Annotated in this window: 16 protein-coding genes; 9 read left to right on the forward strand and 7 right to left on the reverse strand. The window is 59.2% G+C overall.

Features of this window, described 5'->3' with window-relative positions:
• Nucleotides 1-449 precede the first annotated feature (449 nt).
• On the reverse strand, nucleotides 450-3,344 hold the full coding sequence (locus tag ACUXHH_RS07540) for a multicopper oxidase domain-containing protein (protein WP_458391161.1): 2,895 nt from the start codon (nucleotides 3,342-3,344) through the stop codon (nucleotides 450-452).
• 316 nt (nucleotides 3,345-3,660) lie between these two features.
• Between ACUXHH_RS07540 and ACUXHH_RS07545 the strand changes: the two genes are divergently transcribed.
• Both ACUXHH_RS07545 and ACUXHH_RS07550 read left to right on the forward strand, forming a co-directional pair.
• Complete coding sequence (locus tag ACUXHH_RS07545) at nucleotides 3,661-5,022, forward strand: glycosyltransferase 87 family protein (protein WP_279741543.1); 1,362 nt, start codon at nucleotides 3,661-3,663, stop codon at nucleotides 5,020-5,022.
• Nucleotides 5,019-6,485: a glycosyltransferase 87 family protein gene (locus ACUXHH_RS07550; RefSeq protein WP_458391162.1), complete on the forward strand. Its 1,467-nt coding sequence runs from the start codon at nucleotides 5,019-5,021 to the stop codon at nucleotides 6,483-6,485. Before ACUXHH_RS07545 ends, ACUXHH_RS07550 begins: the two co-directional genes overlap by 4 nt.
• Before the next feature lie 242 nt (nucleotides 6,486-6,727).
• Here ACUXHH_RS07550 and ACUXHH_RS07555 read toward each other — a convergent pair whose 3' ends face one another.
• The gene (locus ACUXHH_RS07555; protein ID WP_458391163.1) at nucleotides 6,728-8,452 is read right to left on the reverse strand and encodes a hypothetical protein; all 1,725 of its coding nucleotides are present in this window, start codon (nucleotides 8,450-8,452) and stop codon (nucleotides 6,728-6,730) included.
• Between the two features lie 241 nt (nucleotides 8,453-8,693).
• On the opposite strand from ACUXHH_RS07555, the gene ACUXHH_RS07560 reads away from it, so the two are divergent.
• The 3 genes from ACUXHH_RS07560 to ACUXHH_RS07570 all read left to right on the forward strand — a co-directional run bounded on the left by ACUXHH_RS07560 (nucleotide 8,694) and on the right by ACUXHH_RS07570 (nucleotide 11,726).
• The gene (locus ACUXHH_RS07560; protein WP_279741538.1) at nucleotides 8,694-9,674 is read left to right on the forward strand and encodes a CPBP family intramembrane glutamic endopeptidase; all 981 of its coding nucleotides are present in this window, start codon (nucleotides 8,694-8,696) and stop codon (nucleotides 9,672-9,674) included.
• A 143-nt stretch (nucleotides 9,675-9,817) separates the two neighbouring features.
• Complete coding sequence (locus ACUXHH_RS07565; RefSeq protein WP_458391164.1) at nucleotides 9,818-11,125, forward strand: M18 family aminopeptidase; 1,308 nt, start codon at nucleotides 9,818-9,820, stop codon at nucleotides 11,123-11,125.
• A gap of 253 nt (nucleotides 11,126-11,378) precedes the next feature.
• Nucleotides 11,379-11,726, forward strand: coding sequence for a hypothetical protein (locus tag ACUXHH_RS07570; RefSeq protein ID WP_279741535.1), 348 nt, complete (start codon nucleotides 11,379-11,381; stop codon nucleotides 11,724-11,726).
• A gap of 93 nt (nucleotides 11,727-11,819) precedes the next feature.
• Here ACUXHH_RS07570 and ACUXHH_RS07575 read toward each other — a convergent pair whose 3' ends face one another.
• A complete protein-coding gene (locus ACUXHH_RS07575; RefSeq protein ID WP_279741533.1) occupies nucleotides 11,820-12,566 on the reverse strand; it encodes a hypothetical protein in 747 nt (248 codons plus the stop codon).
• A 1,207-nt stretch (nucleotides 12,567-13,773) separates the two neighbouring features.
• On the opposite strand from ACUXHH_RS07575, the gene ACUXHH_RS07580 reads away from it, so the two are divergent.
• Nucleotides 13,774-14,439 carry a hypothetical protein gene (locus ACUXHH_RS07580; RefSeq protein ID WP_458391165.1) on the forward strand — a complete coding sequence of 222 codons (666 nt, stop codon included), beginning with the start codon at nucleotides 13,774-13,776 and terminating at the stop codon, nucleotides 14,437-14,439.
• Between the two features lie 110 nt (nucleotides 14,440-14,549).
• Here ACUXHH_RS07580 and pdxT read toward each other — a convergent pair whose 3' ends face one another.
• Complete coding sequence (pdxT, locus tag ACUXHH_RS07585; protein WP_279789831.1) at nucleotides 14,550-15,182, reverse strand: pyridoxal 5'-phosphate synthase glutaminase subunit PdxT; 633 nt, start codon at nucleotides 15,180-15,182, stop codon at nucleotides 14,550-14,552.
• A gap of 106 nt (nucleotides 15,183-15,288) precedes the next feature.
• Nucleotides 15,289-16,194, reverse strand: coding sequence for a pyridoxal 5'-phosphate synthase lyase subunit PdxS (pdxS, locus tag ACUXHH_RS07590; RefSeq protein ID WP_005507298.1), 906 nt, complete (start codon nucleotides 16,192-16,194; stop codon nucleotides 15,289-15,291).
• 377 nt (nucleotides 16,195-16,571) lie between these two features.
• Between pdxS and ACUXHH_RS07595 the strand changes: the two genes are divergently transcribed.
• A complete protein-coding gene (locus ACUXHH_RS07595; protein WP_458391166.1) occupies nucleotides 16,572-18,212 on the forward strand; it encodes a Na+/H+ antiporter in 1,641 nt (546 codons plus the stop codon).
• A 338-nt stretch (nucleotides 18,213-18,550) separates the two neighbouring features.
• Complete coding sequence (locus tag ACUXHH_RS07600) at nucleotides 18,551-20,053, forward strand: MATE family efflux transporter (protein ID WP_458391167.1); 1,503 nt, start codon at nucleotides 18,551-18,553, stop codon at nucleotides 20,051-20,053.
• A 118-nt stretch (nucleotides 20,054-20,171) separates the two neighbouring features.
• On the opposite strand, the gene nadE is transcribed toward ACUXHH_RS07600, so the two are convergent.
• Nucleotides 20,172-21,005 (reverse strand): ammonia-dependent NAD(+) synthetase, encoded by an 834-nt coding sequence (gene nadE / locus ACUXHH_RS07605; protein WP_279741524.1) that lies wholly within the window; start codon nucleotides 21,003-21,005, stop codon nucleotides 20,172-20,174.
• A 296-nt stretch (nucleotides 21,006-21,301) separates the two neighbouring features.
• Between nadE and ACUXHH_RS07610 the strand changes: the two genes are divergently transcribed.
• Nucleotides 21,302-21,604 (forward strand): recombinase, encoded by a 303-nt coding sequence (locus ACUXHH_RS07610; protein WP_458391168.1) that lies wholly within the window; start codon nucleotides 21,302-21,304, stop codon nucleotides 21,602-21,604.
• Between the two features lie 91 nt (nucleotides 21,605-21,695).
• Here the strand turns inward: ACUXHH_RS07610 and ACUXHH_RS07615 are convergent, their stop codons facing one another.
• Nucleotides 21,696-25,736: a S8 family serine peptidase gene (locus tag ACUXHH_RS07615; RefSeq protein WP_458391169.1), complete on the reverse strand. Its 4,041-nt coding sequence runs from the start codon at nucleotides 25,734-25,736 to the stop codon at nucleotides 21,696-21,698.
• Between the last annotated feature and the right edge of the window lie 50 nt (nucleotides 25,737-25,786).

Raw genomic sequence — 25,786 nt, forward strand, 5'->3', positions numbered from 1 at the left:
TTCAAAAAAATGAATTTAGTGGCCGGAACTCATCACAGAAGGCTTGACTGAAGAACCCGGACCCAGGTTATAACTGGCGAGAAAGCGAAGCAGGAAAGCTTTACGCTGCCGAGAAGAAGCCTGTTCGTCCGCCAAAACGGAAATGTGGTTGGAAGCGCTCGTAACATTATGCTCGGAAGGGGCGCCCGAAGTGCAATCTGCCATTCCTATAGACTAGCGCACCATGCCCGCTCCTAGCTAAGAGAAGTCCACCCATGAGGCTAAAAGCATAGTTCGCCGATGCGCGTGCAGGCTCCTGCCGGGTTGTTTACCGGGGTGTGTGCCGGCGCTCTGTTCGGGCATAGAAAGACCCCGCTCGGCGTATCCATTCACAGGATGCACCGGGGCGGGGTCAACCTCTTACAGGGCGCTAGAAGCGCATAGCGTGAGGGTTTAGCGGGTAGCCACTACTAGCGGTCGGTCACCACAATCTTGCCGGCGGCACCGCGTTCCATCTCCGAGAAGGAGTGGTTCACAAACGTGTACGTGCCAGACTCCAAGAACTGCATCTCCACGAAGCCACCCTGAGCGGGCGCCAAACCCAGTGCTTGGCTGTGACCGTCACGGCTACCGAACGCATCCACACCGCGGCGCATCAGGTAGCCGCCCTCCTTGTAAACCGTGTCGAACTGCGAACCGACCACGTGGAAGCTCGTGCCCAGGTTCGGGCCTGCAACCATCACCCAAATACGGATACGCTCACCCTTCTTCACCTGCAGCGGCTTCGCCTTGTACTGGGTTGCGTGACCGTTGAACATGGTCAGCGTGGGGGTGCCCGCCGCAATCAGCTCCGGCGAGTTCTCCGCCAGCTTATTGCCGTCGGAGGCGGTCTTTCCGGTGTCGTGCAGGTACGCCTCACCCTGAACCATCACATACTCGTGATCGACCGGGTCAAGGTCCGCCGGGTCAATAATGACCGCACCGTACATGCCCTGGGTCATGTGCAGGCTCAGCGGGGCGGTACCGCAGTGGTATAGCCAGATGCCGGCGCCCTTCGCCTCAAAACGGTAGACGAGACGCTCACCGGGGGCGATGGTCTTCATCGTGTTATCGGGGGAGACCATGCCCGCGTGGAAGTCCAGCGAGTGGCCCATCGTGCCGTTATTGATGAGTGTAATTTCAAAAATGTCGCCGACCTTGCCGCGCAGAATCGGTGCCATGTTCTGCCCGTTGAACGTCCACATGTGAACGGTCACGCCGGGCGCCACCTCGCGGTCGACTTCCTCAACTTCCAGGGTGACCTTGCGGACGGTCTTGCCGTTCACCCGCTCGGCGGTGTTCGGTGCCGGGATGTTTGGGTTGTGGTACTTGTAGCCGCTGCCGGGTGCTGCGGACATGTCAATCTTGCTGTTCGCAACGGTCATGAGGGTCGGAGTGCTACCCGACGCGGCATGGTTGTGGCCGCCCGCAGAACCGTGGTTGTGGCCATTCTGTGCCACCTGGTTTGCGGAGGCACCGGTCGCCTTCACCTTGAACACCATGCCCAGGGAGCGGTGACCCGCCACGGAGCAGTAGCCTTCCTGGTCGGCGGTAATGATGCCGGCATCAACGGTTTTCGTCTCGCCAGGGTTGATAACGCCGGTGGTCGCGCCGTTATCGAAAGTTAGGTCGTGGGTCATGCCCTCATCGTCGTTGGTGACTTCAACGACCAGACGGTTACCGGCGGGTACTTCGACCTCGGCGGGGGTGAAACGGTAGTTGCTGGTCGCCTTCACCTGCACTGTGGTGGTCTGACCGGTCGCAGCCACGGAACCCGACGAAGAAACCGACGGCAGGTTCAATGCGGACGGGTTCACCGCAAAGACCAGCAGGAACGCCATAGCAACCGCGAGTGCCGCCTGGAAGCTCTGCTTGGCGTGCGGGACGGGCTCCGGGGTGAGCGCCTCCTGATTGAAGACGGGCTTCTCGCCGCGGGCGCGTGCTGCCATCATTTCCTTGCGGGTATTCACGGAAGCCTTCACGCCGCGCACCATCAGCGGGATAAAGGCGATAAGTGCTAGGGCACCCACGATGGCGACCGCCATCTTAATGGACTGGCCCACCATGGAGCTGGGCATCATGAAGATCAGCAGCGCCAGATTCACGGCGGTCACGCGACCGGCAGCAAAACGGCTGAACTCCTTATTGGAGGCGCGCACCACCGCCGGGCCGCCACCCATCAGCTGAGGCAGCAGGTAGCTCATCGCACCCAGCAGCACCTGCAGTAGAAAGCCCACCACGAAGATGGGGGTGACCGCACGAATATCCATGACGGCGAACGGGGTGGTTGCCACCATGTAGGCGGTGGCCGCCACGCCAATAATCAGCCAGAGGAAGCCCATGCCGACGCCCATCGGCGGGTACTCGGTTGGGCGCTTGGTGCGCAGGGTACGTACCATCACCCAGGCAACAATAAGCAGACCGACCAGGTAGACGACCAGGCCCGCGGCAGCGAGCGGGCGCATCCCGAATATTGATCCGACAAGTGACAACGCCAAGCCGCCGCACATCAGGTACAGGGCGCGCAGGCTGTAAGTGAGCGCCTTATCAACCATCTTCGTGCGCAACATAGTCGGCCAGAACGTCACCAGCGTACCCACCACGGTAATACCGACGAAGCCGAGCACGTTCACGACCTCGTGCGCGAGCAGGAACTGGGCGTGCAGGGTGCCCTTCAGGTTCGGGTATGCAATCATCGCGCCAAACGTCGCACCGAGGGGCAGCATGAGCGCCGCCGCAATGTAGAAGCGAATCGTCACACCGAACCGCGAAGGCAGAGCCTGGCGCATCTGCTTCAGCAGGTACAGGGCATGCCACGTGACCATGGCGCCCACAATGAGTGCACCAACCACGGTGGCGGCGTAGAGTCCGGGCATGCTCAGCTGACCGATCATGCCGACCATGAGCACGAGAATACCGGCGTTCAGGATGAAGATGCGGCGCACCTGAGTGCCACGGTGTTCGTCAGGGATCTTGATTTTCATGAGCGCTTCGGTGAAGTGCTGCGACCAGATCAGGATCGAGTTCGTAATTAGGCCGAGGGTGACAATGTGCACCAGCAGCCAGCCGCTATTCGGGATAAGCTTATGCACCAGAAGCGCACCGATAAGGGTGAACATCCAGTAAGAGACGGGTTTGGAGGCGCGACGATGCCACGTACCGCGACCGGATGCACGGCGTGCAATCTCTTCGGGGGTGAGGTTCCCGCCGGGTACATCAGCCGGACGCGCGCCAATGCTCAGGCCGGAGGAGCCGCCTCCGGAGACGCTTGCGGGTTTGCCGCTCGTGTTCTCACCTTCGGGTGGGGTGCCGAGATGTTCACTCACGTGATCACTGCTTTCACTGCTGGTTGTTCGTGGACGTCGGTGTGCGGGTCGGCACCCGGTACCCCTGCATTGGGGCGGGTGCCAATAAGCCCATTATATTGCCCGGGTAGTACCAATTTTGAAGACATGACGTGCATATGAAGGCGGCTCATACCGTGATAGTTGTGCTTGTGCGCTCAACTGATTCTTCCCCTGCGAATCTTCTCCCCAATGCACCTTTCACAGGTGCGCGCGATAAACTATTAGGATTCCAAAATCAGATGCCCGCCCACCTTATGCGCGCATCCGCCGGTACCAAGGTAAGGACAAGCACCTCGTGACAAGGACTGACTCCACCACCCCCATCTGGGGAAAAATCGCTATTGTGGCACTCATCCTCATGGTGGTGTGCGGTTACCTCTTTGAAATCCTTATTAACCCCTTCGGCGGTCTGGACTTTTCCATATACCGCATGGGTGCCATGACCATCTTCGACAATGAGGGGTTTACCAAGGATTTATACGCGCCAGCATTTATTGAAATTGGGGTGTTGAAGCTCCCCTTTACCTATCCGCCGTTTGCGGCTCTAGTCTTCCTGCCCTTTGCGTTCCTGCCGCTTGAGGTAGGCAAAGCCATTATGGTGCTGGGAACCACGGCCGCCGCTTGGTGGCTTTCGGCCACTATCTATAACTATGCCCAGACTTCCGGTCGTGCGTTACCCCTGCAGGGTCGCCTCGGTCGTACCGGAACTATCGCTGCCTTGACCATCGTGGTGATGCTGTGCGGCCCGTGGCGACGTACTTTTGACCTCATGCAGATTAATCCGCTCATTATGGCGCTGATTCTTGCCGATTTTGTGCGTCCGGCAACCCGCGTGCCGCGCGGTGTGCTCGTCGGTATTGCGGGTGGCTTAAAGCTTACTCCGCTGGTCTTCGGCCTTATCCTGCTGGTGCGCCGCGACTGGAAGGGCATCGCGGCCTTAGGCGCCACCTTCCTGGCAACAATTGCGGTCGGTTTTATCCTTTTGCCGAATGAGGCTCCCCAATTCTGGTTCTCAGCAATCTCTGACCCCTCCCGCGTGGGCGACATTAACTTCGTGGATAATATTTCCATCCAGGGTTGGCTCATGCACTTCGGTCTGAAGGGCACAGCCCTCAAGCTCGGCTTCTACGCCCTGGCCGCGCTCAGCATTGCCCTGGTTGCCGTGTTGCTCTACCAGCTTGAACGCCGCGGCAAAACCCTTGCACAGGTGGCCGTGACCGGCACTCTTATGGTGGCACTTTCACCGATTAGCTGGTCGCATCACAATGTTCTCCTGCCGCTACTGCTGGCAGCCCTTATCCTAGACGCATTCCCCACCTTTATGGTGTATCTTCCCTCCGCGGCACAAAAAATTGCGTGCGTGCTGGCGTGGGTGGCCGGTGTGGGCCTGTATATTTCACCGCGTATTATCGGCAGTATCACCCAGCTAGATATGAATGGCTTGGAATTCCTATGGGGGCCCGGCGTAGCTATTGGTGGTTTTCCATCCTTTGCCTTGTGGGCTACGGTCATGTTCTGGTCGGTTGCCGCACTGAGTGCGCCGGTGCGTGGCGCTCCGGTTGAACCAGCCGAAAGCGATGCGCCCCTGGGCTGGTGGGGTGCTCGTGCCGTTGTATCTGAATACGCGGCTACTACTTCTCGGGAGGCAACCGCGTGAGCCGCGAGAAGAATCGCGAGAAGAACGCCGAGGCGGTAGCGTCTATAATCCCGTGGGCTTCGGCATATTTCGCGGTTGCGGAACCGGCTGCTAAAAGCACTGTAGAACGTGCGGAGCCTGCCGCAGAGCCCACAAAACCTGCGCGTCCAGGCTTCTTTGACCGCATCCCCGGCATGCGCAGCGGCGCTCTCTGGGCGCACCTGCTGTTCATCCTGGTTGCCCTCTACGCCTTCGACTACGTGACGCACGCGGCGGCCGACGATATTTACGTGTACCGCCTGGGCGCTGTCTCCCTCGCGGACGGCCCGGACGGCTACCAGCTGTACACCTTCCGCACGCGTGGCCTGCCGTTTACCTACCCGCCGTTTGCGGCGCTGCTCTTCTACCCGCTCGCGTTCCTGACCGAACCGCAGAGTATGCTGCTGATTACAGCCATTATTTGCGCGCTCAGCTACTGGTGTGCGTACCTGCTGTACTCCTACGCGCGGAGCCACTCGTGGCGTTTGCCGTTGCAGAAGCACCTGGGTCATTGGGGTATGGTATCGCTGATTGCGGCGCTTATTTGGATGTGCGGCCCGTGGCGTTTGACCACACATTTTGGGCAGATTAACGCCATCATTTTAGTGCTGATTCTCGCTGATTTTATGCGTCCGGCAACCCGCATTCCGCGCGGCGTGCTGCTGGGTATTGCGGCGGGTATTAAGCTGACCCCGCTCGCGTTCGGTCTGCTGCTGCTCATGCGTAAGGACTGGAAGGGCATCGCGACCCTGGGTGCTAGCTTCGCCGCGACCGTGGGTATCGGCTTCCTAGTGATTCGGGAGGAGTCGCTGACGTTCTGGTTCCACGCGGTGCGTGATACTTCGCGTGTGGGCTGGTTCAGCTACTTTGATAATGTGTCAATTATGGGTACGTTGACCCATGCGGGCCTGCAGCATCATCTGACGGCTACCGCCCTGTCGGTGGTGCAGGTGGCGTTGACCCTGCTGATTGTGCTGGTTACGGCGGTTCTGTTGGTTCCGCTGATTCGTGCCCGCGCGCTCATGGCGCAGCTGGCGCTGACCGCGTTCATGATGCTGCAGATTTCGCCGATCAGCTGGTCGCACCACAACACCTGGTACCCGCTGATGCTCGCCGCCGTGGTCATGGAAATCTTCCCGCTCATGTACCAGCGGGTCAGCTCCTTCGTCTTCACGCTGGCTGTTATCTTGGCGACTGCGGCGCTGGTGGGTATGTACATTTCACCGTTCTGGATTGTGCTGGCGCTCTCCCCGCACTTCAACTCGGATCAGATTCTGATGGTGCCCGAGGGATCCCTGGGCCTGATGGCTGGCACTATGCCGTACCAGCTGATGTACCTGTTCATCCTGGTGACGTTCTTCGTGTACCTGGCGAATCGTCAGCTGGTGGAACGTGCGGCATACGCCGCAGGTGCCGAACTGGCAGAGGCGAAGTACTCCCGCTAAAGAAACCGCCTGCTCACGGCGGCTACCTGCTCACGGTTGCTGCCCGCTCACGGTTGCTGCCCGCTCACGGCGGCGGGCGCATCCAGCAGGGGCGTAAGCCCATCCGACAGAACCTCAGAGCATAGACTCCGGGCATAAAAGTATCCCAGTATATAAATATTCCGGTATAAAGTATCCCCCGCACCTATTCGGATGCGGGGGATACTTTTATACCCAGCCTGTTGATCTAGTCAGCCAAGCCACTAGTTAGTGCCGATGCTCCAAATAATTGCGGAGTCGGTACGAACCTGCAGGTAGCTCTTGTTGTTCTGAACCCACTGTATGCTGCCCTTCACAGGCGACATGGTCGAGGAGAAGAACGGGTCGTTCTTAGTTGCGTTTAGAACGCTGAAGCCGCGGCTGGTCGGGCCGCTGGTCTGGAACTCCATGGTCGCCTCGGTGCCTTCGTAGGTGAAAGCGTAGTGGTTCATGGTGCTCTGGAACTTCTCACCCTTCTTGTAGTGGGGTGCGGAGTCTGCATCGTAGACGCGAATGGTCCATTCGCCCTTACCGGTCAGTTCCAGCTTACGGGTGGGGGTGGAGTGGCCGCTCGCGTCAATCCATGCGGTGCCCTTGAGGTCCTTGCCGTCGCGGGTCGAGTCGATAACGCTCACACCTGCGCTGTTGTTGCCCTTCTCATCACGGCTAGAGATGAAGGCGTTAACCACACCATCTGCGGGCTTGAACTCGTAGTAGAGCAGGCCTGTAGACACATCGCCCTTGAGCTTCTCAATCTCGATGGTGTCCTTGTTGTCGGTGATGGTCTTCTTGTATTCCTTGAACTCACCCTCGGGCATCTTCGCTTCAGCAGCAGCGACCTGCGCTGCGGAAGAAGCCTCAGGGGATGCCTCAGAGGAAGTAACCGCTGTGCTCGCCGACTTGGAAGAATCGGAGGTGGGTGTCGAGCCGCCACGCGGAACCAGCATGACAATCGCCAGGATAATAACAATCAGCAGAGCCAGCACACCACCGATAACACCCCAAATCTTGGTGCCGGAGAACAGGCCCTTCTTCTGGGAGTTGTCCTTGCCCTGAGCTGCGGGCTCGGTACCGTAGGGGTTGCTCAGTGCCACGGTTGCCTGGTCCTGACCAGACACCTGACCCGCGTAGGGCTGCTGAGCGTTGTACGGCTGACCCTGGTAGGGGTTGTTTTGATACTGACTGCCCTGGACGTTCTGGCCACCCTGGAAGTTCTGGCCCTGGAAACCATCAGCCTGGTTCAGGTGGAAACCATTCGGTACCTGACCCGCCGGGATGAACGCCGCGTTCTGGTCGCCCTGCGCGTTCTGTCCGGGCTGCTCAGACAGGTTCACGGTACGTTCGGTTTCCGGAGTGTGGAACTTAACCAGCGGGGAGCTCTCGATGGTGTGGGCAGCCTCTTCGGTGGAGGCGGGAACCTCAGCTACGGGACCCTCAGCAACCGGTTCAGCTGCCGCCGGTACCTCGGGAGTAACCTCGCCGACGGGCTCAGCAATAGCGGGCTCAGAAACAGCCGGTACTACGGGAGCTTCAACAGCCTCAGCAGCGGGCTCTGCAACAGGTTCGGAAACAACCGGTTCAGAAACAGTGGGATCGGACAGTGCGGAAGACTGGGATGCGAGAACCTGCTCGGGCAGAGTGACACCGGCCAGCGGAACCTGAGTCAGGTGACGCATCGGCTTGGGCCCGGAGGAATCCTCAGCTGACTCAGCCGCGGGTGCCTCTACAACCTGCGCAGCGGGAGCTGCCTCAGCAGCGGGCTCCTTGGGAATCAGTGGCTCAATAGTGGCCTCTTCAACCTGAATGGGTTCGGGCTCGGGCTCTTCGACCCACAGCTGCCAGCCTTCAGGAACGGGACCCCACGCGGGGTCAGGACGCCACGTGGGAGTGGGGGCCCATCCGGCAGGAGGAGCGGGCCAGTTGGGCGGCGGGTTGAAGACGAGTGCCATAAGAAAGTAGCCTTTCTGGTGCTGAAAAAACACCCCGGAAGAGCGGTCATCAGCGACTATGTATATGAGCGTATTATCGCTACAAATTATGGCATAGGTTCAGAAAATGAACCCCGTGAATGGTGGGTTTTGACTGTAATTCACGGCTTTTCAATGGTTTTGAAACATCCCGTATCGATTAGTTCTTGAAGGTTGCCGTATGCGCGGTCACCAGTGAACCCGCGGAGGCTAGGATTAAAGAATGAACACGATACCGCCTCCCGCACCCCCGCAGGTAGCCGCCGGAACCCCCGCAGCTGCTACTGCGCCTGCCGGCCTTGCCTACCACCGTCTCTCCCATGCCGACCCGAAATCCCGTTGGTTCTCACCCCTGCTGGAAGGTCTGCTCGGCGTCGCCGTATTTATTGGCCTCAACCTGATCATTTCAGTCGCCCTGGTTATGTCGGTTAGGGGTTCGGGAGTTTCCCTCCAGGATGTAGCTACGAACCGTGCCGTCATCATGGAACACCCGGCACTGTTCGCGCTGACCTTCCTCTCCCTCGTCGCCATCGTGCCTTCGCTCTTTGTAGCGCGCCTAGTCGTGGGTCCGAAGCCCTGGGGTCTAATCCACTCGGTGGCGGGCCGCCTGCGCCGCTCACTGCTGCTTCCGTACCTGGCTTTGAGCTTCGCGGTTTACGGCATCTACTACGCCGTGATGCTGGTGGTGAGCGGTGCGAACCTGCCTGAATACCATTATTTTCAACCTCCACAGGTTGAATTTTGGGTTTATATAGCGATGATGCTACTCCTCGTACCCGTGCAGTGCTACGCCGAAGAGCTTGCCTACCGCGGCTTCATGATGCAGATGCTTGGCCGCTGGCTCCGCACCCCCTGGTTGCCGATTGTGCTACCCGCAGTACTGTTCATGTTCTCCCACGCATACGACCCCTGGGGTCAGAGCACGATTCTCGCGATGGGTATTTATGCCGGTTTCCTCTGCTGGTACACCGGCGGTCTGGAAGCCTCCATCAGCCTGCACGTGGCAAATAACGTGATCCTGATGCTGCTGTCCATGGTGGCTGGTCTGGATCCCTTCGCCTCCGAGGGCGTGACCCCCGTGGATGCACTGCAGGGTATCGCACTGGAAGGCCTGTACGTGGTGCTCGCCTGCCTGATCTTCAACGCACGCGCTCGCCGCGGCGAGGTTTCACGTGAAACACAGCCGCTCAAGGTTGATAACTAAAGGTTGTGGCGGGTTGCTCTAGCCCAGCTACCCCAACCCACCCGCCCCACTCCATGCGGGCCTCACCAGGGCTCTTGCTCCACACCGCGTGGGCTATCGCCCGGGTCACCTCGTCAACACCCAAGAAAAGGTAGGGTTAAACCATGACTGTTGATGCTGTAAAAAATATTGAAGACCTCGCCGCATTCGTGGCGGATTCGCCGGTCTCTTACCTCGCCGCGCGCACGGTAGCGCACCGCCTGCAAGCAGCAGGTTTCACCGAGCTTATAGAGACTGAAGCATGGGACCCGCAGGTCGCAACCGGCCGCCACTTTGTCGTTCGCGACGGCGCGATTATCGCCTGGGCTGGCGGCGAGAAGGCGCAGAAGGCAAGCGGCTACCGCGTGTTGGGTGCACACACCGACTCGCCCTCCCTGAAGGTCAAGCCCTCCTCCTCCATCACCACGAAGGGCTGGCACCAGATTGCTGTTGAGAACTACGGCGGCGCACTGCTGAACTCCTTCCTGGACCGCGAACTGTGCGTGGCGGGCCGCCTCACCGTCCTTCAGGGCGGGGAGCTGAAGGACCGCCTGGTGCGCACCGGCCCGATTGCGCGCATCCCGCAGCTGGCGCCGCACCTGGACCACAAGCGCAACGAACTGGTGCTGGACAAGCAGTTCAACATGTACCCCGTGTGGGGCGTGGACCCGGCGGAGAATGATGTGCTCGGCTACATGGCGAAGCACGTGATTGACAGCGAGCCGGTCGACCCGGAAAACATTGTGGGTTACGACCTGCTGTTCGCTGATTCGCAGCCTCCGTGCCGCTTCGGTGCCGATCAGGAGCTGTTCGCTTCCGGCCGCCTGGATAACCTGTCTTCGGTGCATGCGGGTTTGACCGCCCTGGAGCGTTACGTTGCCGATAATGCGGACGAGTACGCCACCGAGACCGTGATGCTTGCAGCGTTCGACCATGAGGAGCTTGGTTCGGAGTCGCGCAGTGGTGCGGCGGGCCCGTTCCTGGAGGATATTCTGGTGCGCCTGTCCGCTGCGCGTGGTGAGAGCACGGAGGAGTACCGCCGTTCGGTGGCGGCGTCGTTCTGTCTGTCGGCTGATGCCGGTCACCTGGTGCACCCGAACTATCAGGGCCACCACGACCCGACCGTGCAGCCGCTGCCCGGTGGCGGCCCGCTGCTGAAGATTAACGCGAACCAGCGTTATGCAACGGATTCGGTGGGTGCTGGCGTGTTCGCTGCGGCGTGTGCGAAGGCTGGTGTGCCGTATCAGGAGTTCGTGTCGAATAACAACATGCCGTGTGGTTCGACGATTGGCCCGATCACGGCGACTCGCCTGGGCATGCGCACTGTGGATGTGGGTATTGGTTTGCTGTCGATGCATTCGATGCGCGAGATGTGCCATGTGGACGATATGGCGTACATGACCCGCGCGGTGGAAGGCTTCTTCCGCCTCTAAATTGAACCCCGCTGAGGTATGAGCAGCTGGGGAGTGGGCGCCGGGAACTTAGGGTTCCCGGCGCCCTTATTTTTAAAAATCTTTCGGGAGGTGTTTACCTCTTGAACAGGGTCTATATTTGCCGTAAAGTAACCCACAATACGTTATATAAGTGTTGCACACTACTTATTTTTGAGAAATTTTCACCAATGATGGTGCACCATCAGCTCGTCACCGGCGTAGCGAGCGAACCTCAACATGAAAGGCGGTTTCTATGTTCTTCGATATTTCTCTGATCCCACTGGCGGTTTTGATCATTGTGGGTCAGCTGAAGAAAGCACCGCGAACGTCGCCAAACGACCCGGGCTATCGGGAGCAGAAGGAGCAGGCGCGAAAGCACCTGCGCATCCTGGATGTGCTCGGCGTGGGTTTTGCTCTTGCCCTGATGATTATTCAGTGGGGTAACGCCTCGTTCTCGCTTGCTTTTCATGCGTGCGTTATTTGGGTGGTTCCTCGGCAGCTGTATGAGCTCTGGCAGAAGTTCAATGTGTCGCGTGGGGTACTCTTCGCGTGTGCTATTGCGCTAATCATTATTGAGTTTGGGCTGGCGTTCCTGCCTTAGTCCGAGCGTGTAACAGTTGTGGCGGTGACCGAACAACGGTCACCGCCACAACTATTTTTAAGATGAGACAGACTCAGATTAGACGGGGTTCGATTAGACAGGGTTGTCGGGGCTGGGTAGGGTTACCACCTCAGACCAGCGCGTATCTTTAGCGGCCGCACGGTTCGCGTCGCTCTTCTGCTTCACATCGGCTGGCGCCTGCTGCGCCCACGCCTCAAAAGCAACAATGTAGTTCTCAGGGTAGTTTGCCGCGAGTAGCTCCTGGCGGGTCGGGAAGTACTCCTTACCCTCTCGAATATCGACGTAGTTGCTTGCCTTGTAGGGGTCTGCGCTCTGGATGTCACTGCGCGGGCCGGAGGCTACCTTTCCGCTTGCCACGTTATTGTCATCGATAGCGCGCACCCACGCCGCGGCGTAGGCGTGATCGGCCTTGTTCTTCTCGTACAGCGCCAGGCACTCGGCTCCCGCCGATTCAGCTTCGGCACGGGTGGGGAAGTTCGCCTGGTTGCGCACAACATGCCGCGCAGAGACGTAGGAGGGCAGTGCCGTACCGCGGTCGGCGCTGATGGCTTCCTGCTGCTTATGGGTTTCAGCTTTCGCGGCTTCGTCAGGTTCAAGGCAGGGGGTGGAGCTCTTCTTCGCCGCGGAAGAGGAAGCGGATCCGGTGGCGCTTGTTGCTGACGGGGATGAAGCTATGGTTGTATTCGAGGGTGCCGGAGTGTTTGATGCCGCACTGGTGGAATTACTGCAGGAGGCAAGAAGTAGGGGAAGAATCGCCAGCGCGGCACTGCGTCGTAGACCGCTGGAACGGAACGAAAGAAAAACGGGGGTGTGGGTCATGAGACCACCTCACAATAGGGATGGAACGATATATTGCGTCTAAACATACCCAAATATTTGATATGCGGTCAATGGAAAATATCATCTTAGTTTAAAACCAACACTCTAGACACAAAGTGTGCTACCCAGTAGTCTTAAGGTTCTGACCTGCTTAAACATGAGGTAGATAAGGTAAGAGTGCGGAGGCTTTGCGGGTCGCCTACCTATCCCAGTATTGGCTTTGAGGCTTAGTGGATAAGAAAAACAACATTGAGGCTATGTGTTCGATGTTCCGCTACTAGCTTTTTATGCTACTGAAAGGAAATGGCATCATGAATTCTACTTATAAGATGTTTGCCGTAAATGAGAAAATAATTTTGTATATCTTATTTCTCATTGTATTGCAATTTTTCTATATTTTCCCAACTGCCCTGTATGCAGATTTCTATAGATTTGTATCGCCATGTGATAGGTGGCAAAGTGCATATTTCGACTATATACCCTTCTTTGTGGTGGGAGTTGTATCAGCTAGCTTATGGCAGACTTTTAGTATGTGGCTGGGTGTCAAGCTTCGTATAGGAATTTTTTGGATCGCATCGCTATATTTAGTTTTTAAAATGTATGGGACTTATGAAATTTTAAAAGGCAATATCTTAAGTTCATGTAAAGTCCCTACAGAATATATACATGGAATATTGTGGCCATATGATCTACAGGCATTCATTCTCTGGGGTCCCGATATTGTCTCATGCGTTATTTTTATAGCAGTTTTTATTGCATGTTCTAAGCGTAGCTACTGGATACCAACCCTCGCAGCTATAGCCGCATTTGTTGTGCAGTGCGTCATCTTGGTACTGCTCTGGGAATACGTTAGGGGACTTATCTACTATCTCCTCTAGAAGCTTTGGGTCGTCGAGATGCAGGCTCTTACGGAGCTGGAGGTTGCACCATCGGCACCCTAACCGTGCTCCTCCGGGCATGTTGGCTTCCGCTGATTATCGGGCAAATAGCAATACCTGACGCTGGTGTTTTAGTGACATGTTTACTTCAAGAGCCCGGTGCCTTCCGTATTTACGCAAGTCAAGGCGCTGAATAAACTTGTTTGTCGATTTTCTTCCGAGGTGTTGGATTTTAAAAAATAAACATATTTTTCTCTTGACCATGTATCAAAACCGCCCGTATAGTGAGGGTCAAATCGATATGTTCCAGCCCACAATGAGGTGACATTATGGCCCCGAAATCCAGGACCCTCAACCCCCGCTATAGCGTACTGCGATACGGTACCGTCGCAGTTATCCTGCCCCTGCTCCTTGCAGCCTGTGGTGGTGCGAACACCGCGGCAAGCAGCACCTCCTCACCCTCCACGGCGAGCGCCTCAGCAACGGCAAGCACCACACCGTACATCAGCTGCTCCTCATACTCCGCCGAAGATCTCGCATCAGCAGAAGCCGCCAAGCCCGCCCCGCGCACCGATGAACAATACCCCGCGTACATCCAGTACCGGCACATCCTCGCAGACGGCGCCCACATCATTGAGCCCAGCGAAATCGACAGCAAATGCCACGCCGCACTCAAAGCAGGGCGCAGCACCCTCCCCGAATACGTTCAAAACATCGATGCCTACAACGCTCACCCCAGCGTCGGAGTCACCGACCCCTTCGCCGGCAGCGAGTACCGAGACATCAAGAACCGCAACGAATTCATCCCCCACCGCGCAGACCTGGAAGAAGCCGCCTACCCCGAGATGATCATTCGTCTCTACGAAAAGTGGTACGAGGCAGCCCCCGCAGACATCAAGACGCTCAGCGATGCGAACCGTGCACGATTCCTCGCCACGAGCGCCTATCAGCAGTGGAAGGCCCAGCCCCAAACCCCCAGCAGCTCCCGCGCATAAACCCACTCGTGCATAAGCCCACTCAAAAACAGTTGTGGCGGTGACCGAACAACGGTCACCGCCACAACTCTTTAAAAGCTCATTACCGGGCTTATTTTTTGGGGGAGGGGCTACTTGCCCTTCACCTCGCGTGCCAGAGCCAGCAGCTCCTCATGCACCGTCGTATCGCCCGTAACCTCCGGGTGGAAAGAAATACCAATCAGGTTACCCGAACGCACACCCACAATCTTCCCCTCATGACGAGCCGTCACCTGCACACCCTCACCAGTGCCAGTCACAATCGGCGCACGAATAAACGCCGTATCAATAACCACCTCATCACCGGCAGGGGTCAACCACGGCAGGCGCACCTCTGCAGAATCAACCTGCGAACCAAAAGCGTTACGGCCCACCGAAACAGCCAAAATACCCAGCGACTGCTGACCCGGCGCCGGATCATCAATACGCTCCGACAACATAATCAGGCCAGCGCACGTACCCAGGGTCGGCAGACCCGAAGAAATCGCCTCAATCAGCGGCTCACGCACACCAAAAATACGGGTCAAACGGTCAATCGTCGACGACTCACCACCGGGCAGAACCAGCGCATCCAGACCCTCAAGCTGCTCACCGGTACGCACCCAACGTACCTGCGCACCCAAAGATTCCAGCATCTCCGCATGCTCGCTCACGCCGCCCTGCAACGCCAAAACACCAACCGTCAAACCCTCACCCGGCAAAACACCGGTAGGCTGAACCTTCATCACCGCTCCCTTCACAAAACAACAAACACAAGGAGGGTGGGACCCGCCTCAGCGAACCCCACCCCCTCATCAAACACTCACCCCGAATGCGGGGTGCGCGCACGAATTACCAGCCGCGCTCCGCCAGGCGGTGCGGTGCCGGAATGTCAGCAACGTTAATGCCGACCATAGCCTCACCCAGGCCGCGAGAAGCCTCAGCAACCTTCTCCGGGTCATTGTAGAAAGCAGTAGCCTTCACAATAGCCTTCGCACGAGCAACCGGGTCGCCCGACTTGAAAATACCGGAACCAACGAACACGCCGTCAGCACCGAGCTGCATCATCATTGCAGCGTCAGCGGGGGTAGCCACACCACCAGCGGTGAACATGACCACGGGCAGCTTACCGGTCTGAGCAACCTCACGAACCAGCTCGTACGGTGCAGCCAGTTCCTTAGCCTTCACGTACAGCTCGTCGGGCATGGTGTTGTACAGGCCCTGCAGCTCAGCAATCTGACGCTTAATGGTGCGGATGTGCTTGGTTGCCTCAGAGACGTCACCGGTGCCAGCCTCGCCCTTCGAGCGGATCATAGCGGCACCCTCGGTGATGCGGCGCAGAGCCTCACCCAGGTTGGTAGCACCGCACACGAAAGGAACCTTGAACTGGTGCTTATCAATGTGGTTCACGTAGTCAGCGGGGGAAAGAACCTCAGACTCGTCAATGTAGTCGACCTTCAGGGTCTCCAGAATCTGAGCCTCAACGAAGTGGCCGATGCGTGCCTTCGCCATGACCGGGATCGAAACAGCATCAATGATGCCCTCAATCATGTCCGGGTCAGACATACGAGCCACGCCGCCCTGCGCACGAATATCCGCGGGAACGCGCTCGAGAGCCATGACGGCAACAGCGCCAGCATCTTCAGCGATCTTAGCCTGTTCGGGGGTGACGACGTCCATGATGACGCCGCCCTTGAGCATGTCGGCCAGGCCGCGCTTAACAAGCGGGCTGCCGGTTACGGTGTTGTTATCAGTCATGACCTTATCTTCTCACGTTCTGAGTGCTCGCGCGCACTCACGGAGGTGGATTTTCTGTTCTCTGACACGGTACGACCCGAAGTTTACGTCAGAATGACACAAAATGTCATGAAAGGTGCCCGCACCCATGAAGTAGACAGCCCCGCCAGCGAGCGTAGGAAATAAAACCGCCGGTATACTCTTTAACCCAGTAGAACCCTGCACACGGGCACCGCGGGTAGGCGCTCACCACATCGTAAACGCCACCTAGAACAAAAGCCAGCAGGGCAACCATCAACACATTTCACAGACCATGTAGCGCACCAGGAACTGCGCTCGGGCACACCCATATCAGCACCCGAGCGTCCAGTACCCCTGTGCCCAAGAAAAGGAACAGCATGCTCGAAGTCGTTATCGCACTATCCCTCGCTGTCCTCGTAGGCAGCGCAATCGCGCACAAAACGCGGATCACCCCCGCCATTGTGCTGATTTTCATTGGCCTGGCTATCGGCATTATGCCCGCCCACGAACTGCACGAAGTTCAGAGTATTGGCCTGCCGCCGCACGTCATCCTCGAAATCTTCCTGCCCATCATGCTCTTCTGGGAAGCCCGCAACACCTCTTGGCGTGAAGCGCGCACCCGCATCCGAGGCATTATCCTCACCGGAACCCTGCTGGTCATCGTGACCGCCTTCGGTGTCGCCGGGATTCTGCACGAGCTCGTTGGCGTGAGCATCTGGGGTGCGGCCCTGCTCATCGGTGTGGCGCTCGCACCCACCGACGCAGTCGCCGTCGCAACCCTCAACGGCAAACTGCCCAAGTCCTCCATCACCACGCTTAAGGCGGAGGCACTCATTAACGACGGCACGACCCTCGTGTTGTTAACCCTCGCGATGCAGGTAGCCGCCGGCCAAGGACTCTCCCTCGGCCACTCCAGCGGCATGTTCTTCTTCTCCTTCCTCATCGGTATTCTGGTCGGTCTGGCGGTCGGCTGGGCAGCCAACAAGATTCGTGCCCACATCGACAACCCGATGTGGTTCACATGCTTCATGTTGAGCGTGCCCTTCATTGCGTTCCTGCTCGCGGAGAAGATCGAGCCTTTCCCCGATATGAAGGGCTCAGGCGTGGTTGCTGTCGTAATCGCGGCGTTCTTCCTCACCTACTACAGCCCGGATACCATCAAGCCGCAGAACCGCACCTATGGTACGCCCACCTGGGCGTTCGTCACCTTCGTTATGAACGCTGTGCTGTTCGTCATGGTCGGTGTGCAGCTGCCCACCGCCGTGGAACGTATGGGCGTCACCATTAACCTCTACGGCACCACCTGGAGCTACGGCCTGCTCGTTGTGCTGGTCGCCTGGATTGCCTGCATTGCCATTCGTTACGTATTCCTGAACGCCTCCGTTTTCATGATTCGACTGCTTGACCGTAGCGAAAAACAGCGCACCCTGCGCACCACCCACCGCGGCCGTGTCGTATCCACCATGGCTGGTCTGCGCGGCGGCGTGTCCCTGGCGGTGGCGCTGTCCATCCCGGCGAGTGTTGAATACCGCGACTTCGTGATCTTCGTGGTGTCCGGTGTGGTGCTGTGCTCCATGGTCGTGCAGGGCATGCTGCTGCCCGCCGTGATCCGCTGGGCGAACCTGCCGGTCGACAACAGCGAAGAAGAAGAGATGAACGAAGCAATCCGCACCCTGATTGCTGAGTCCTTCGACTCCATCGAGGAAATTGGTGGACGCATCAACGCCCCGCAGGAAGTCATCGACCGCATCGCGGAAGAGTACATGTTCAACATGAGTATGTACCGCAACCTGCACACCCTGCACATGCACGGCGACGACACCCCCGAGAACGTGCTGAAGGTGCTCGAAGCGAACGAAAAGGAAAAGGAACTGCGCCTGGGCGTGCTCGAAGTTCAGCGTGACATCCTTAAGCGTCTGCGTGACGAAGGCAGAATCGACACGAACGTACTGCTCCAAATCCAGCAACGCCTGGACATTGAGGTGTCGCGTGTGCTCGGCCCGCTTGAGCTCGAATAGCTCACGCTCCTACATGCGATACGTATGAGGTGAGGCGCCCCACCCCTGAACGGGGAGGGGCGTCTCGTTACTTTATGTTGCCGCTGCCTCTGTGCGCCCTCCCGTATCTGCGCACCCCAAGCGGCCATAAGGCAGGTTTTGCTTAGGGTGAGTATCTACCCACCCGCACTGAACATCGGTAAAATATGAAAGTTACGCCCGCACTCACCCCCCCGCGGAAGCCTCAACGGCCCAGGGAATGAGTAAGACATTTCGGGCACCCCGGCCCCGCACACTCGCGGATATCAGCCGTCTATCTGACGCACACAAGTGACCGGACCGCACAGACCAAGGAACCTATGACGTCCCACCAGACTGAAAACAACGCGCCCAACAACACCGCACCCGCCGCAGGACATGGCCCGCACGGCGCAAGCGAAGACCCGCAGAACATCTACCTGCTCAAAGACGCCCCCATCCTCAAGGCGCTACTCTCTCTCGGCGTGCCCATGGCACTCGGCCTCGCCATCACCAGCATCTACAATGTGGTGAACTCCTACTTCGTCGGCCACTACGGCAGCGTCGAAGAGCTCGCCGCCACCGGCTACGGCGTGCCCGTCTTCGGTGTCATCATGGCAATTGCGGGCCTGTTCGGTCTGGGCGCTTCCACCCTCGCCTCCCGAAAGCTTGGCGAAGGTCAGCCCGCCCACGAAATCCACCGTGTCACCTCCTTCGCGCTCTACTCGGCACTCGGTGCAGGCGTTATCGCCGCCATTATCGGCTTCATCCTTGCCGACCCGATTACCGGCATTATGGGTGCCTCCGGCGGCTCCTACGAACCGACCCGCATCTACGTGCACCTCATGTTCCTCGGCGCCCCCTTCGCCATCGGCATGTTCACCCTGGAACAGCTGGTCCGATCCGAAGGCTACGCCAAGCAGTCCATGTACGGCATCATCGTCGGTACCGTCGTCACCTGCATCTTTGACGTGCTGTTCATCGCCATCATGGACATGGGTATCGCCGGTGCCGGCTGGGCGATGGTCCTGGCGAATGTAGCGTCCATGCTGTATTACCTGCTGTTCCTGATGCGTAAGAGCGAGAACTTCTCCGCGAGCATCCGTGACTTCTCCCTCGACCCCGCCATCATTAAGCCCGTGGTCGCGGTCGGTGCCGCTGAGCTCATTCAGAGCCTGAACCTGATCTTCTCCGCCCTGCTGCTGAACAACCTCGCTGCCTCCTACGGTGATGATACTGTGGCGGCATTCGGCCTAGCAATGCGCCTGAACATGGTGCCCGAAATGCTCTGTATGGGCCTGTGCATGGGCGGTATTCCGCTGTACGCCTACGCATACGGTGCCCGCAACGGCGCCCGCGTGAAGGAGGCGCTGCGCACCGCAACCATACTGTCTGTGGCAACTTCCGTGGCGCTCACTATCCCGGTGCTGATTTTCCGCCGCGAACTGCTTGCCGTGGTTGGTGATGAGCGTCTGGTCTCCACCGGCGAAGAGGTCTTGGTCGCGCTGATGCTTGCCGCCGTGTTCAACGCGGTCAGCATCGTGTTTGTCTCCTGGTTCCAGGCATCCGGTAAGGGCGGCCCGGCAATGCTGATGACCCTCGGCATTGCGTTGCTGTTCTTCCCCGCCGTGTACTTCGGCAATATGTGGTTCGGCTTTAAGGGCCTGACCTGGGCGTTCCCCTTCACTCAGGTGCTCGCCTGCGTGCTGGGTCTGGTACTGTTCCTCGCTACGGGCGGCACGAAGGTACCGCCCGCTGAGCCTGAGGTAGAAGCTGAAGGTTCTGAGGAATCTGATGCTCAGGCTGCCCAGGTTTCTGGCGCACAGTCCGAGCAGAAGGCATAGTCTTCAGCCTGCGAAAACATAGTAAAAGCCCCGGACTCCCATCGAGGGAGCCGGGGCTTTTACGTTAGTTCTTACGCTGGTTGAGGCGCTCAACCGGAAGACGCTAGATTCTTCCGCGCTAGTTCTTCCACCAAGAATCAAAAATCGTCACCGGAGTAGTGCGCTTATGGCGGCTACGCAGGTAAATCTGCTCCAGCTTTGCAGCTGCCGCCTCGTCGATTTCCTTACCCTCCAGGTAGTCGTCAATCTGCGGGTAAGTCAGACCCAGCTCATCCTCATCGGTACGGCCGGGCACGCCGTCCAGCAGGTCAGCCGTCGGCGGCTTAGCCCACAGACGCTCAGACGCACCCAAAACACGCAGCAGCAGCTGGTTCTGGCGCTTATTCAGACCAGCCAGCGGCAGCAGGTCCGCGCCGCCGTCACCGAACTTCGTGAAGAAACCCGTAATGGATTCCGCCGCATGGTCGGTGCCGACCACCAGGTAGCCGGGGCCGCCAGCAATCGCGTACTGGGCGATCATGCGGGCGCGCGCCTTCACATTACCCTTGTTGAAATCGCTAATCTGCTCGCCGGTCGCGGCAGCGTAGGCGGTGTCGAAGCCATCCACGGCTTCGGCAATGTTGAAGGTCAGGGAGCGGGTGGGCTGGATGAAACGCAGCGCCTCCTGCGCGTCCTCTTCGTCGTGCTGCACACGGTAGGGCAGACGCACTGCCACGAACTCGGTGGTGCGGCCACGCTCATTGAGGCGGTCCACCGCCAGCTGGCAGAGGCGACCCGCCAGGGTGGAGTCAATGCCGCCGCTGATGCCCAGTACCAGGCCGCGGCTTCCAGTGGCTTCCAGGTAGTCGCAGATGAACTGGATGCGGCGCTCCACTTCTTCGCGTGCCTGCTCTTCGGTCATGTTGGGCTTGACGCCCATTTCACGGATAATCTGTGCCTGTAATTCACGCATGACTTAAGTGTACGCTCCACCTTATGGCCCGTGCGGTGAACCGCCGAGGGAAGCAAGGTAGTGTGCCACGCGGCGCGTTCAGACCCGCCTTCGCGGCGGGTTCAGTGCTGCTCTAGCCTTCCTCTAGTTCCGCAAATACGCAGCGTACTCACAGGTTGCAATCCTTGTTCCACCCCCCTCGTTTGCTAGGATGAGTGTACGGTTCAAATACCGTTCAAAACACCCGGTGATGAGGGAAAACGCCCCCCCCCGCTACGCCACAGAACACGTCAACCAAGGACGGTGAAGACAGCACCATGGCAAAAACAAAAACTGAACTCTACGATGAGCTCGTAGACATCGAAACCAGCCTCGAAAACCACCCGCTCACCTCCGGGAAAATAGCGGAGGCGAACATCATCGTCGAGCAGATGAAGGAGCAGGGCGCCACCCAGGAAGAAATCAATGAGGCACTCATCCGGCAGGGGCTGCCTTCCCTCGTGGAGATAGGCAAGAGTACCTTGACGCAGTCTTTTAGCCTCTGGAAGCTGAGTCACCGCAAGTCCAAGGTGGAAGCCGCCATTGAGAAGCTCAACCGTAAAGAAGCCCGCCGCCACTAACTAGCCCGCCTCGGGCAGGGCAAGCAAGTACCCCCGGCAGATGCGTACAGCATCCGCCGGGGGTATTTAGCGCTCAGATATAACGTTCTGACTAGCGGTTATTCAGCACACGCACGTTATAACGGTGCAAGAACGCCGCCATCGCGCCACGCTCAATCGGCTGAACCGCACGGAACGAACCATCAGCCCAACCCGTCGTAATACGCTGCTCAGCCAGCCACGAAATCTCACGGTAGAACTGGCTACCGGCCGACACATCACTAAACGGCGACGCCGCAGGAGCCGAATACGCCGGCGAACCCGCAAAACGGTAGAAGAACGCCGCCATAGCGTCACGATTCACAGCAGCGTTCGGATGGAACGTACCATCCGACCATCCGGTAGTAATACCGCGAGCGCGCATCCACTCAATCTCCTTGTAGAACGGGTGGTCACGCGGCACATCCTTAAAGCTAGGAGTGGACGGTGCAGTGAACTGCGGCGAACCCGCCATACGGTAGAAGAACGCCGCCATAGCACCGCGCTCCACCGAACCGTTCGGGCGGAACGTGCCGTCCGGGTAGCCGGTCGTAATACGACGCTGAGCCAGCCAGTTAATGTCGTTCACGAATGGGTAATCCGCCGGAACATCCTTGAAGTGTGCGCTCGCAGCGGTAGCCTCAGAGTTCGAAGAGACACGCAGAACCTGCGCACGCTCACCCGCAGCACCGTTCACGCCGGACAGGTCGCCGGTCGCATTGTGCATGTGCAGGAACAGTGCAGAAACGTTCTTCGTATCGCCGTTACGGTGCGCCACCAGCTGCGTGGAGGGTGCGTCCACGAACAGGTTCGGAACGCCCGCAGACTCGCCGCTGAACCACAGCTTCGGCGCTGCGTAGTTGAACACCACCGAATCAGTCGTATCAACCACGGTCGTAGCGGAGAACGCGCTCGAAGTGGTCACCGAGTATGAAATCTCGGTGGACTCGGCGTTCGGGTCAAGACCCAGAACGCTCAGCGGAACAGTCATCACCAGGGTGTTCGAATCCATGATGTTGGTGTCCGTATCACCCCAGGTGCCGTTCAGCGGGTACAGGGCGTTCTCGATGGCCTGCCACTTGCCGTTGCTGCGCTTAGAAACCTTCACCAGCGGGTAGTCCAGGCCCTTCTCACGCACCGTCTGCAGGCGGTAGTCGCTCACGCCGTCCTTGTCGGTATCAACGAACACGTAGTAGGTGCCGCGCGGGGTCACCTCCTGCCAGTTACCCCAGGTGGAAATACCGAAGGACAGGCGCGCGGCGGAGGTGTCCGCGCCGGCAGCCTTCAACGCCGCCACATCCGAGGCGGCACCCACGTACTGCAGGTCCATGCGGGAATCCGAGCCCACACCCAGCTTCGCGGTGGGGATGCGCGGGCTCGAAGCGCCCAGCTCAAAGGCACCCAGCAGGGAGCGGTAACCGCCCTGATCCACTGCGGTACCCTGCAGGGTCAGGGTCTGCTCCAGCGCGCCCAGACCATTCGAATCGAAGGCAATATCGGAGCCAGCCACACGCATCGCGGAGACAGGCTTCGGTGCCACGTGCAGGGGCATGCGCAGGGTCTTCACCGCAGCCGAAGAGTCAGCATCGGTCAGGATCAGGCGGCCCGAAGCGCTCGCAATGTACTGGCGGGCACCCGAAATGGTCACCGTACCGGTCGAGTAGTTCACCGAATCCTGGTTCGGGTACATGGACGGGTCACGGGTCTTTTCCAGCTTCGACGGGTCAATACGCACCGTCACGGTGAACGTTGTCTTCTGACCGGCACCCACAGAAACGGACTGCGGGTAGGAGAACTCCACACCGGGGATGCTCGTGCTGCCCTCATAATTCAGGGTGTAGGTGTGCGCCACCGAATCGGTGTTCTCAACGTTCACGCGGCGCTGCAGGGTCTGCACACCGGCGTTCGGGGTGTACTCAAGCACGCCGAAAGTGTCCGAAACCTGCTCGGGTCGTGCCGCGTTGAACAGCATAACGCGGTCAGCCACCGCCGCACGCGTATTAATGCGGCCGGTACCCACACGGTCCACCGCGTACGGGTTACCCCAGGCGTCCTGCATGTGGTGGTCGGCGGTGTTCATGATGACGGTCTTAAGCATGCGCGGACCGTACTCCGGGTGCGCCTGCATCATCAGCGCCGCCACACCGGCAACAAAGGGCGTGGACATGGACGTACCGGTCTTCACGCTCGAACCGGTACCGCTGCCAACCTCGATGGAGGAAATGTTCGTACCCGGTGCCGCAACGTCCGGCTTGGTGATGCCGTGCGAACCGTGCAGGCCACGCGCGGTGGAGGTGTTCGCCTGATCCAGCTTGCCGTTGGGCACGCGAATCGAGTCGCGCAGGTTCTCGCCGAGCTGCAGGGTCAGCTCACCCGAATCGATCTGCGCGGAAAGGCGCTCCACCTGGCTCTTTGACAGACGCACACCCGGAATACCGGGGTTACCGCCGATAGCGGTGTCACCAACCTCAGTGTTCGAGGTGAGCACCACGCCGGTTGCGCCCGCCGCCTGCAGGTTGTCGAAGCGCACCTTTGAACCGCAGGGGGATACGCCGTCAGCGTCCGCCCAGTCGATGAGAGCCCACTTGCCCTTCAGAGCAGCGGCCTCCTCTTCGGTGAATGCTTCGCAGCCGTAACGGTTGCGGGATGCGGCACGCACGACGGTGCCGCGAAGCTGCTCCTCGGTCGCCTTCGAGTAGTCGAAGTTCACCGAGTAGTCGCCGTAGGTGTCCGCCTCGTTCGCGGGGGCGAGAATCTTCACGCGGTCCACCAGCTGGGTCGAGCCGATGGAGTTCGCCACGGTCAGACCGTAGGCGCTGGTGCCGGGACCGCCCGAGTTGGAGTAGGTGTCGCCCACGGCGTTGTAGTTGTTTGCATTACCCGCCGCAATCACGGAGAGGATGCCCTCGCGGTAGAGGGAGCCGACCGCGTAGTTCACGGTCTCATCGAATACGCCGAACTCGTTGCCGAGCGACAGGTTCGCGATGTCGGCTCGGTCCGAGAAGTCGCCGTCATCGTTGGGGTCGAGCACGCGGTCCAGACCCTTGGGGACGAACGCGGTGGTGCCCTTACAACCGAAGATGCGCAGGCCAATCAGCTGGGCATCCGGTGCGGAGCCCGGGCCGATTTTCATGTCCTTGAGCTGGTCTTCGGTGAGCTTGGAGTAGTCGCCGTGGAAGGTCGAGCCGTCCGCGTTCACGCCGTAGCCTGCTGCAGTGCCCGCCACGTGGCTACCGTGGCCGCCGCAGTCGAGCGGGTTGTTATCCGGGTGGGGAATGGAGGTTTCCTTCTTGGCGGAGTTGTAATCGTCACCGACCAGGTCGTAGCCGCCGAGGAACTTCTTCGGATCGTAGGTACCCTCGGGAATCGTGTCGGATACCTTAGCCTTTTCGAAGGCTTCCTGCGTGCCGGGGCCACCCAAATCGGCGTGAGTGTAGTCGATACCGGTATCGAGCACGACAATCTTCACGCCCTTGCCGGTGTAGCCGGTGGAGGCGGGGTTCGCCGGGCTCTTCGCCCACACGGAGAGCGTGTCGGTATCGATGAGGGTGCCGCTGTTTTGCGGTGCCATGTCCTCAATGATGCTGATGCGTTCCACATCGTTGCGGTTTGCGAGCGCACGAATCTGCTCGACGTTACCATAGAGCGCCACGCCGCGCATCGTGTTGTGGGTGGTGTACAGGACCTGCGCGCCGGATTCCTTCGCCGCGGAGGCGCCCTGCTGCTGCACACTGGCACGAATCGCCTGCACCTGTGCTTGCGCGTTGACGGGTGCCTGTGCGCGGGAGCGGACTGCGTCCGGCTGAGTCTGTGCGTACGCACCCTGACCCTTAAATCGGACGAACACGGCGCGTTCGCCGGTGGCGCCGTCCAGGCTGGGGGAGAGGACTTCGTTGTTGTTCTCGCCGGTGCCGGTGTCATGGTGGGGTGCGTTGCGGTCTGCGCCGCGTACTATGCCCGGTCCCGCGTAGGCGGCGGTACCGAACGGCAAGGCGGTCAGCCCGAGGGTGAGCCCCAGGGTGAGTGCGCCGCAGCTGCGTGCCAGCTGCTTGAAGCGACCCGGCTGTGTGTGCCGGGCTGCTCGTGCAGGGGTAGCTTCAGGGAAGGTTGCCACTGAATGCTCCTTTTTAGTGATGGTGTGTTTCTTAGCGGTTTCTGCATCGA

The sequence above is a fragment of the Rothia sp. 110740021-2 genome (genome assembly GCF_054263775.1).

Excerpts from the sequence above, each read along its gene's own strand:
- ACUXHH_RS07600 (WP_458391167.1), top strand. The coding sequence starts at position 18,551 with ATGACGTCCCACCAGACTGAAAACAACGCGCCCAACAACACCGCACCC.
- nadE (WP_279741524.1), bottom strand. The coding sequence starts at position 21,005 with ATGCGTGAATTACAGGCACAGATTATCCGTGAAATGGGCGTCAAGCCC.
- ACUXHH_RS07555 (WP_458391163.1), bottom strand. The coding sequence starts at position 8,452 with ATGGCACTCGTCTTCAACCCGCCGCCCAACTGGCCCGCTCCTCCTGCC.
- ACUXHH_RS07580 (WP_458391165.1), top strand. The coding sequence starts at position 13,774 with ATGGCCCCGAAATCCAGGACCCTCAACCCCCGCTATAGCGTACTGCGA.
- ACUXHH_RS07610 (WP_458391168.1), top strand. The coding sequence starts at position 21,302 with ATGGCAAAAACAAAAACTGAACTCTACGATGAGCTCGTAGACATCGAA.
- ACUXHH_RS07575 (WP_279741533.1), bottom strand. The coding sequence starts at position 12,566 with ATGACCCACACCCCCGTTTTTCTTTCGTTCCGTTCCAGCGGTCTACGA.
- ACUXHH_RS07570 (WP_279741535.1), top strand. The coding sequence starts at position 11,379 with ATGTTCTTCGATATTTCTCTGATCCCACTGGCGGTTTTGATCATTGTG.
- ACUXHH_RS07595 (WP_458391166.1), top strand. The coding sequence starts at position 16,572 with ATGCTCGAAGTCGTTATCGCACTATCCCTCGCTGTCCTCGTAGGCAGC.
- pdxS (WP_005507298.1), bottom strand. The coding sequence starts at position 16,194 with ATGACTGATAACAACACCGTAACCGGCAGCCCGCTTGTTAAGCGCGGC.
- ACUXHH_RS07565 (WP_458391164.1), top strand. The coding sequence starts at position 9,818 with ATGACTGTTGATGCTGTAAAAAATATTGAAGACCTCGCCGCATTCGTG.
- pdxT (WP_279789831.1), bottom strand. The coding sequence starts at position 15,182 with ATGAAGGTTCAGCCTACCGGTGTTTTGCCGGGTGAGGGTTTGACGGTT.
- ACUXHH_RS07560 (WP_279741538.1), top strand. The coding sequence starts at position 8,694 with ATGAACACGATACCGCCTCCCGCACCCCCGCAGGTAGCCGCCGGAACC.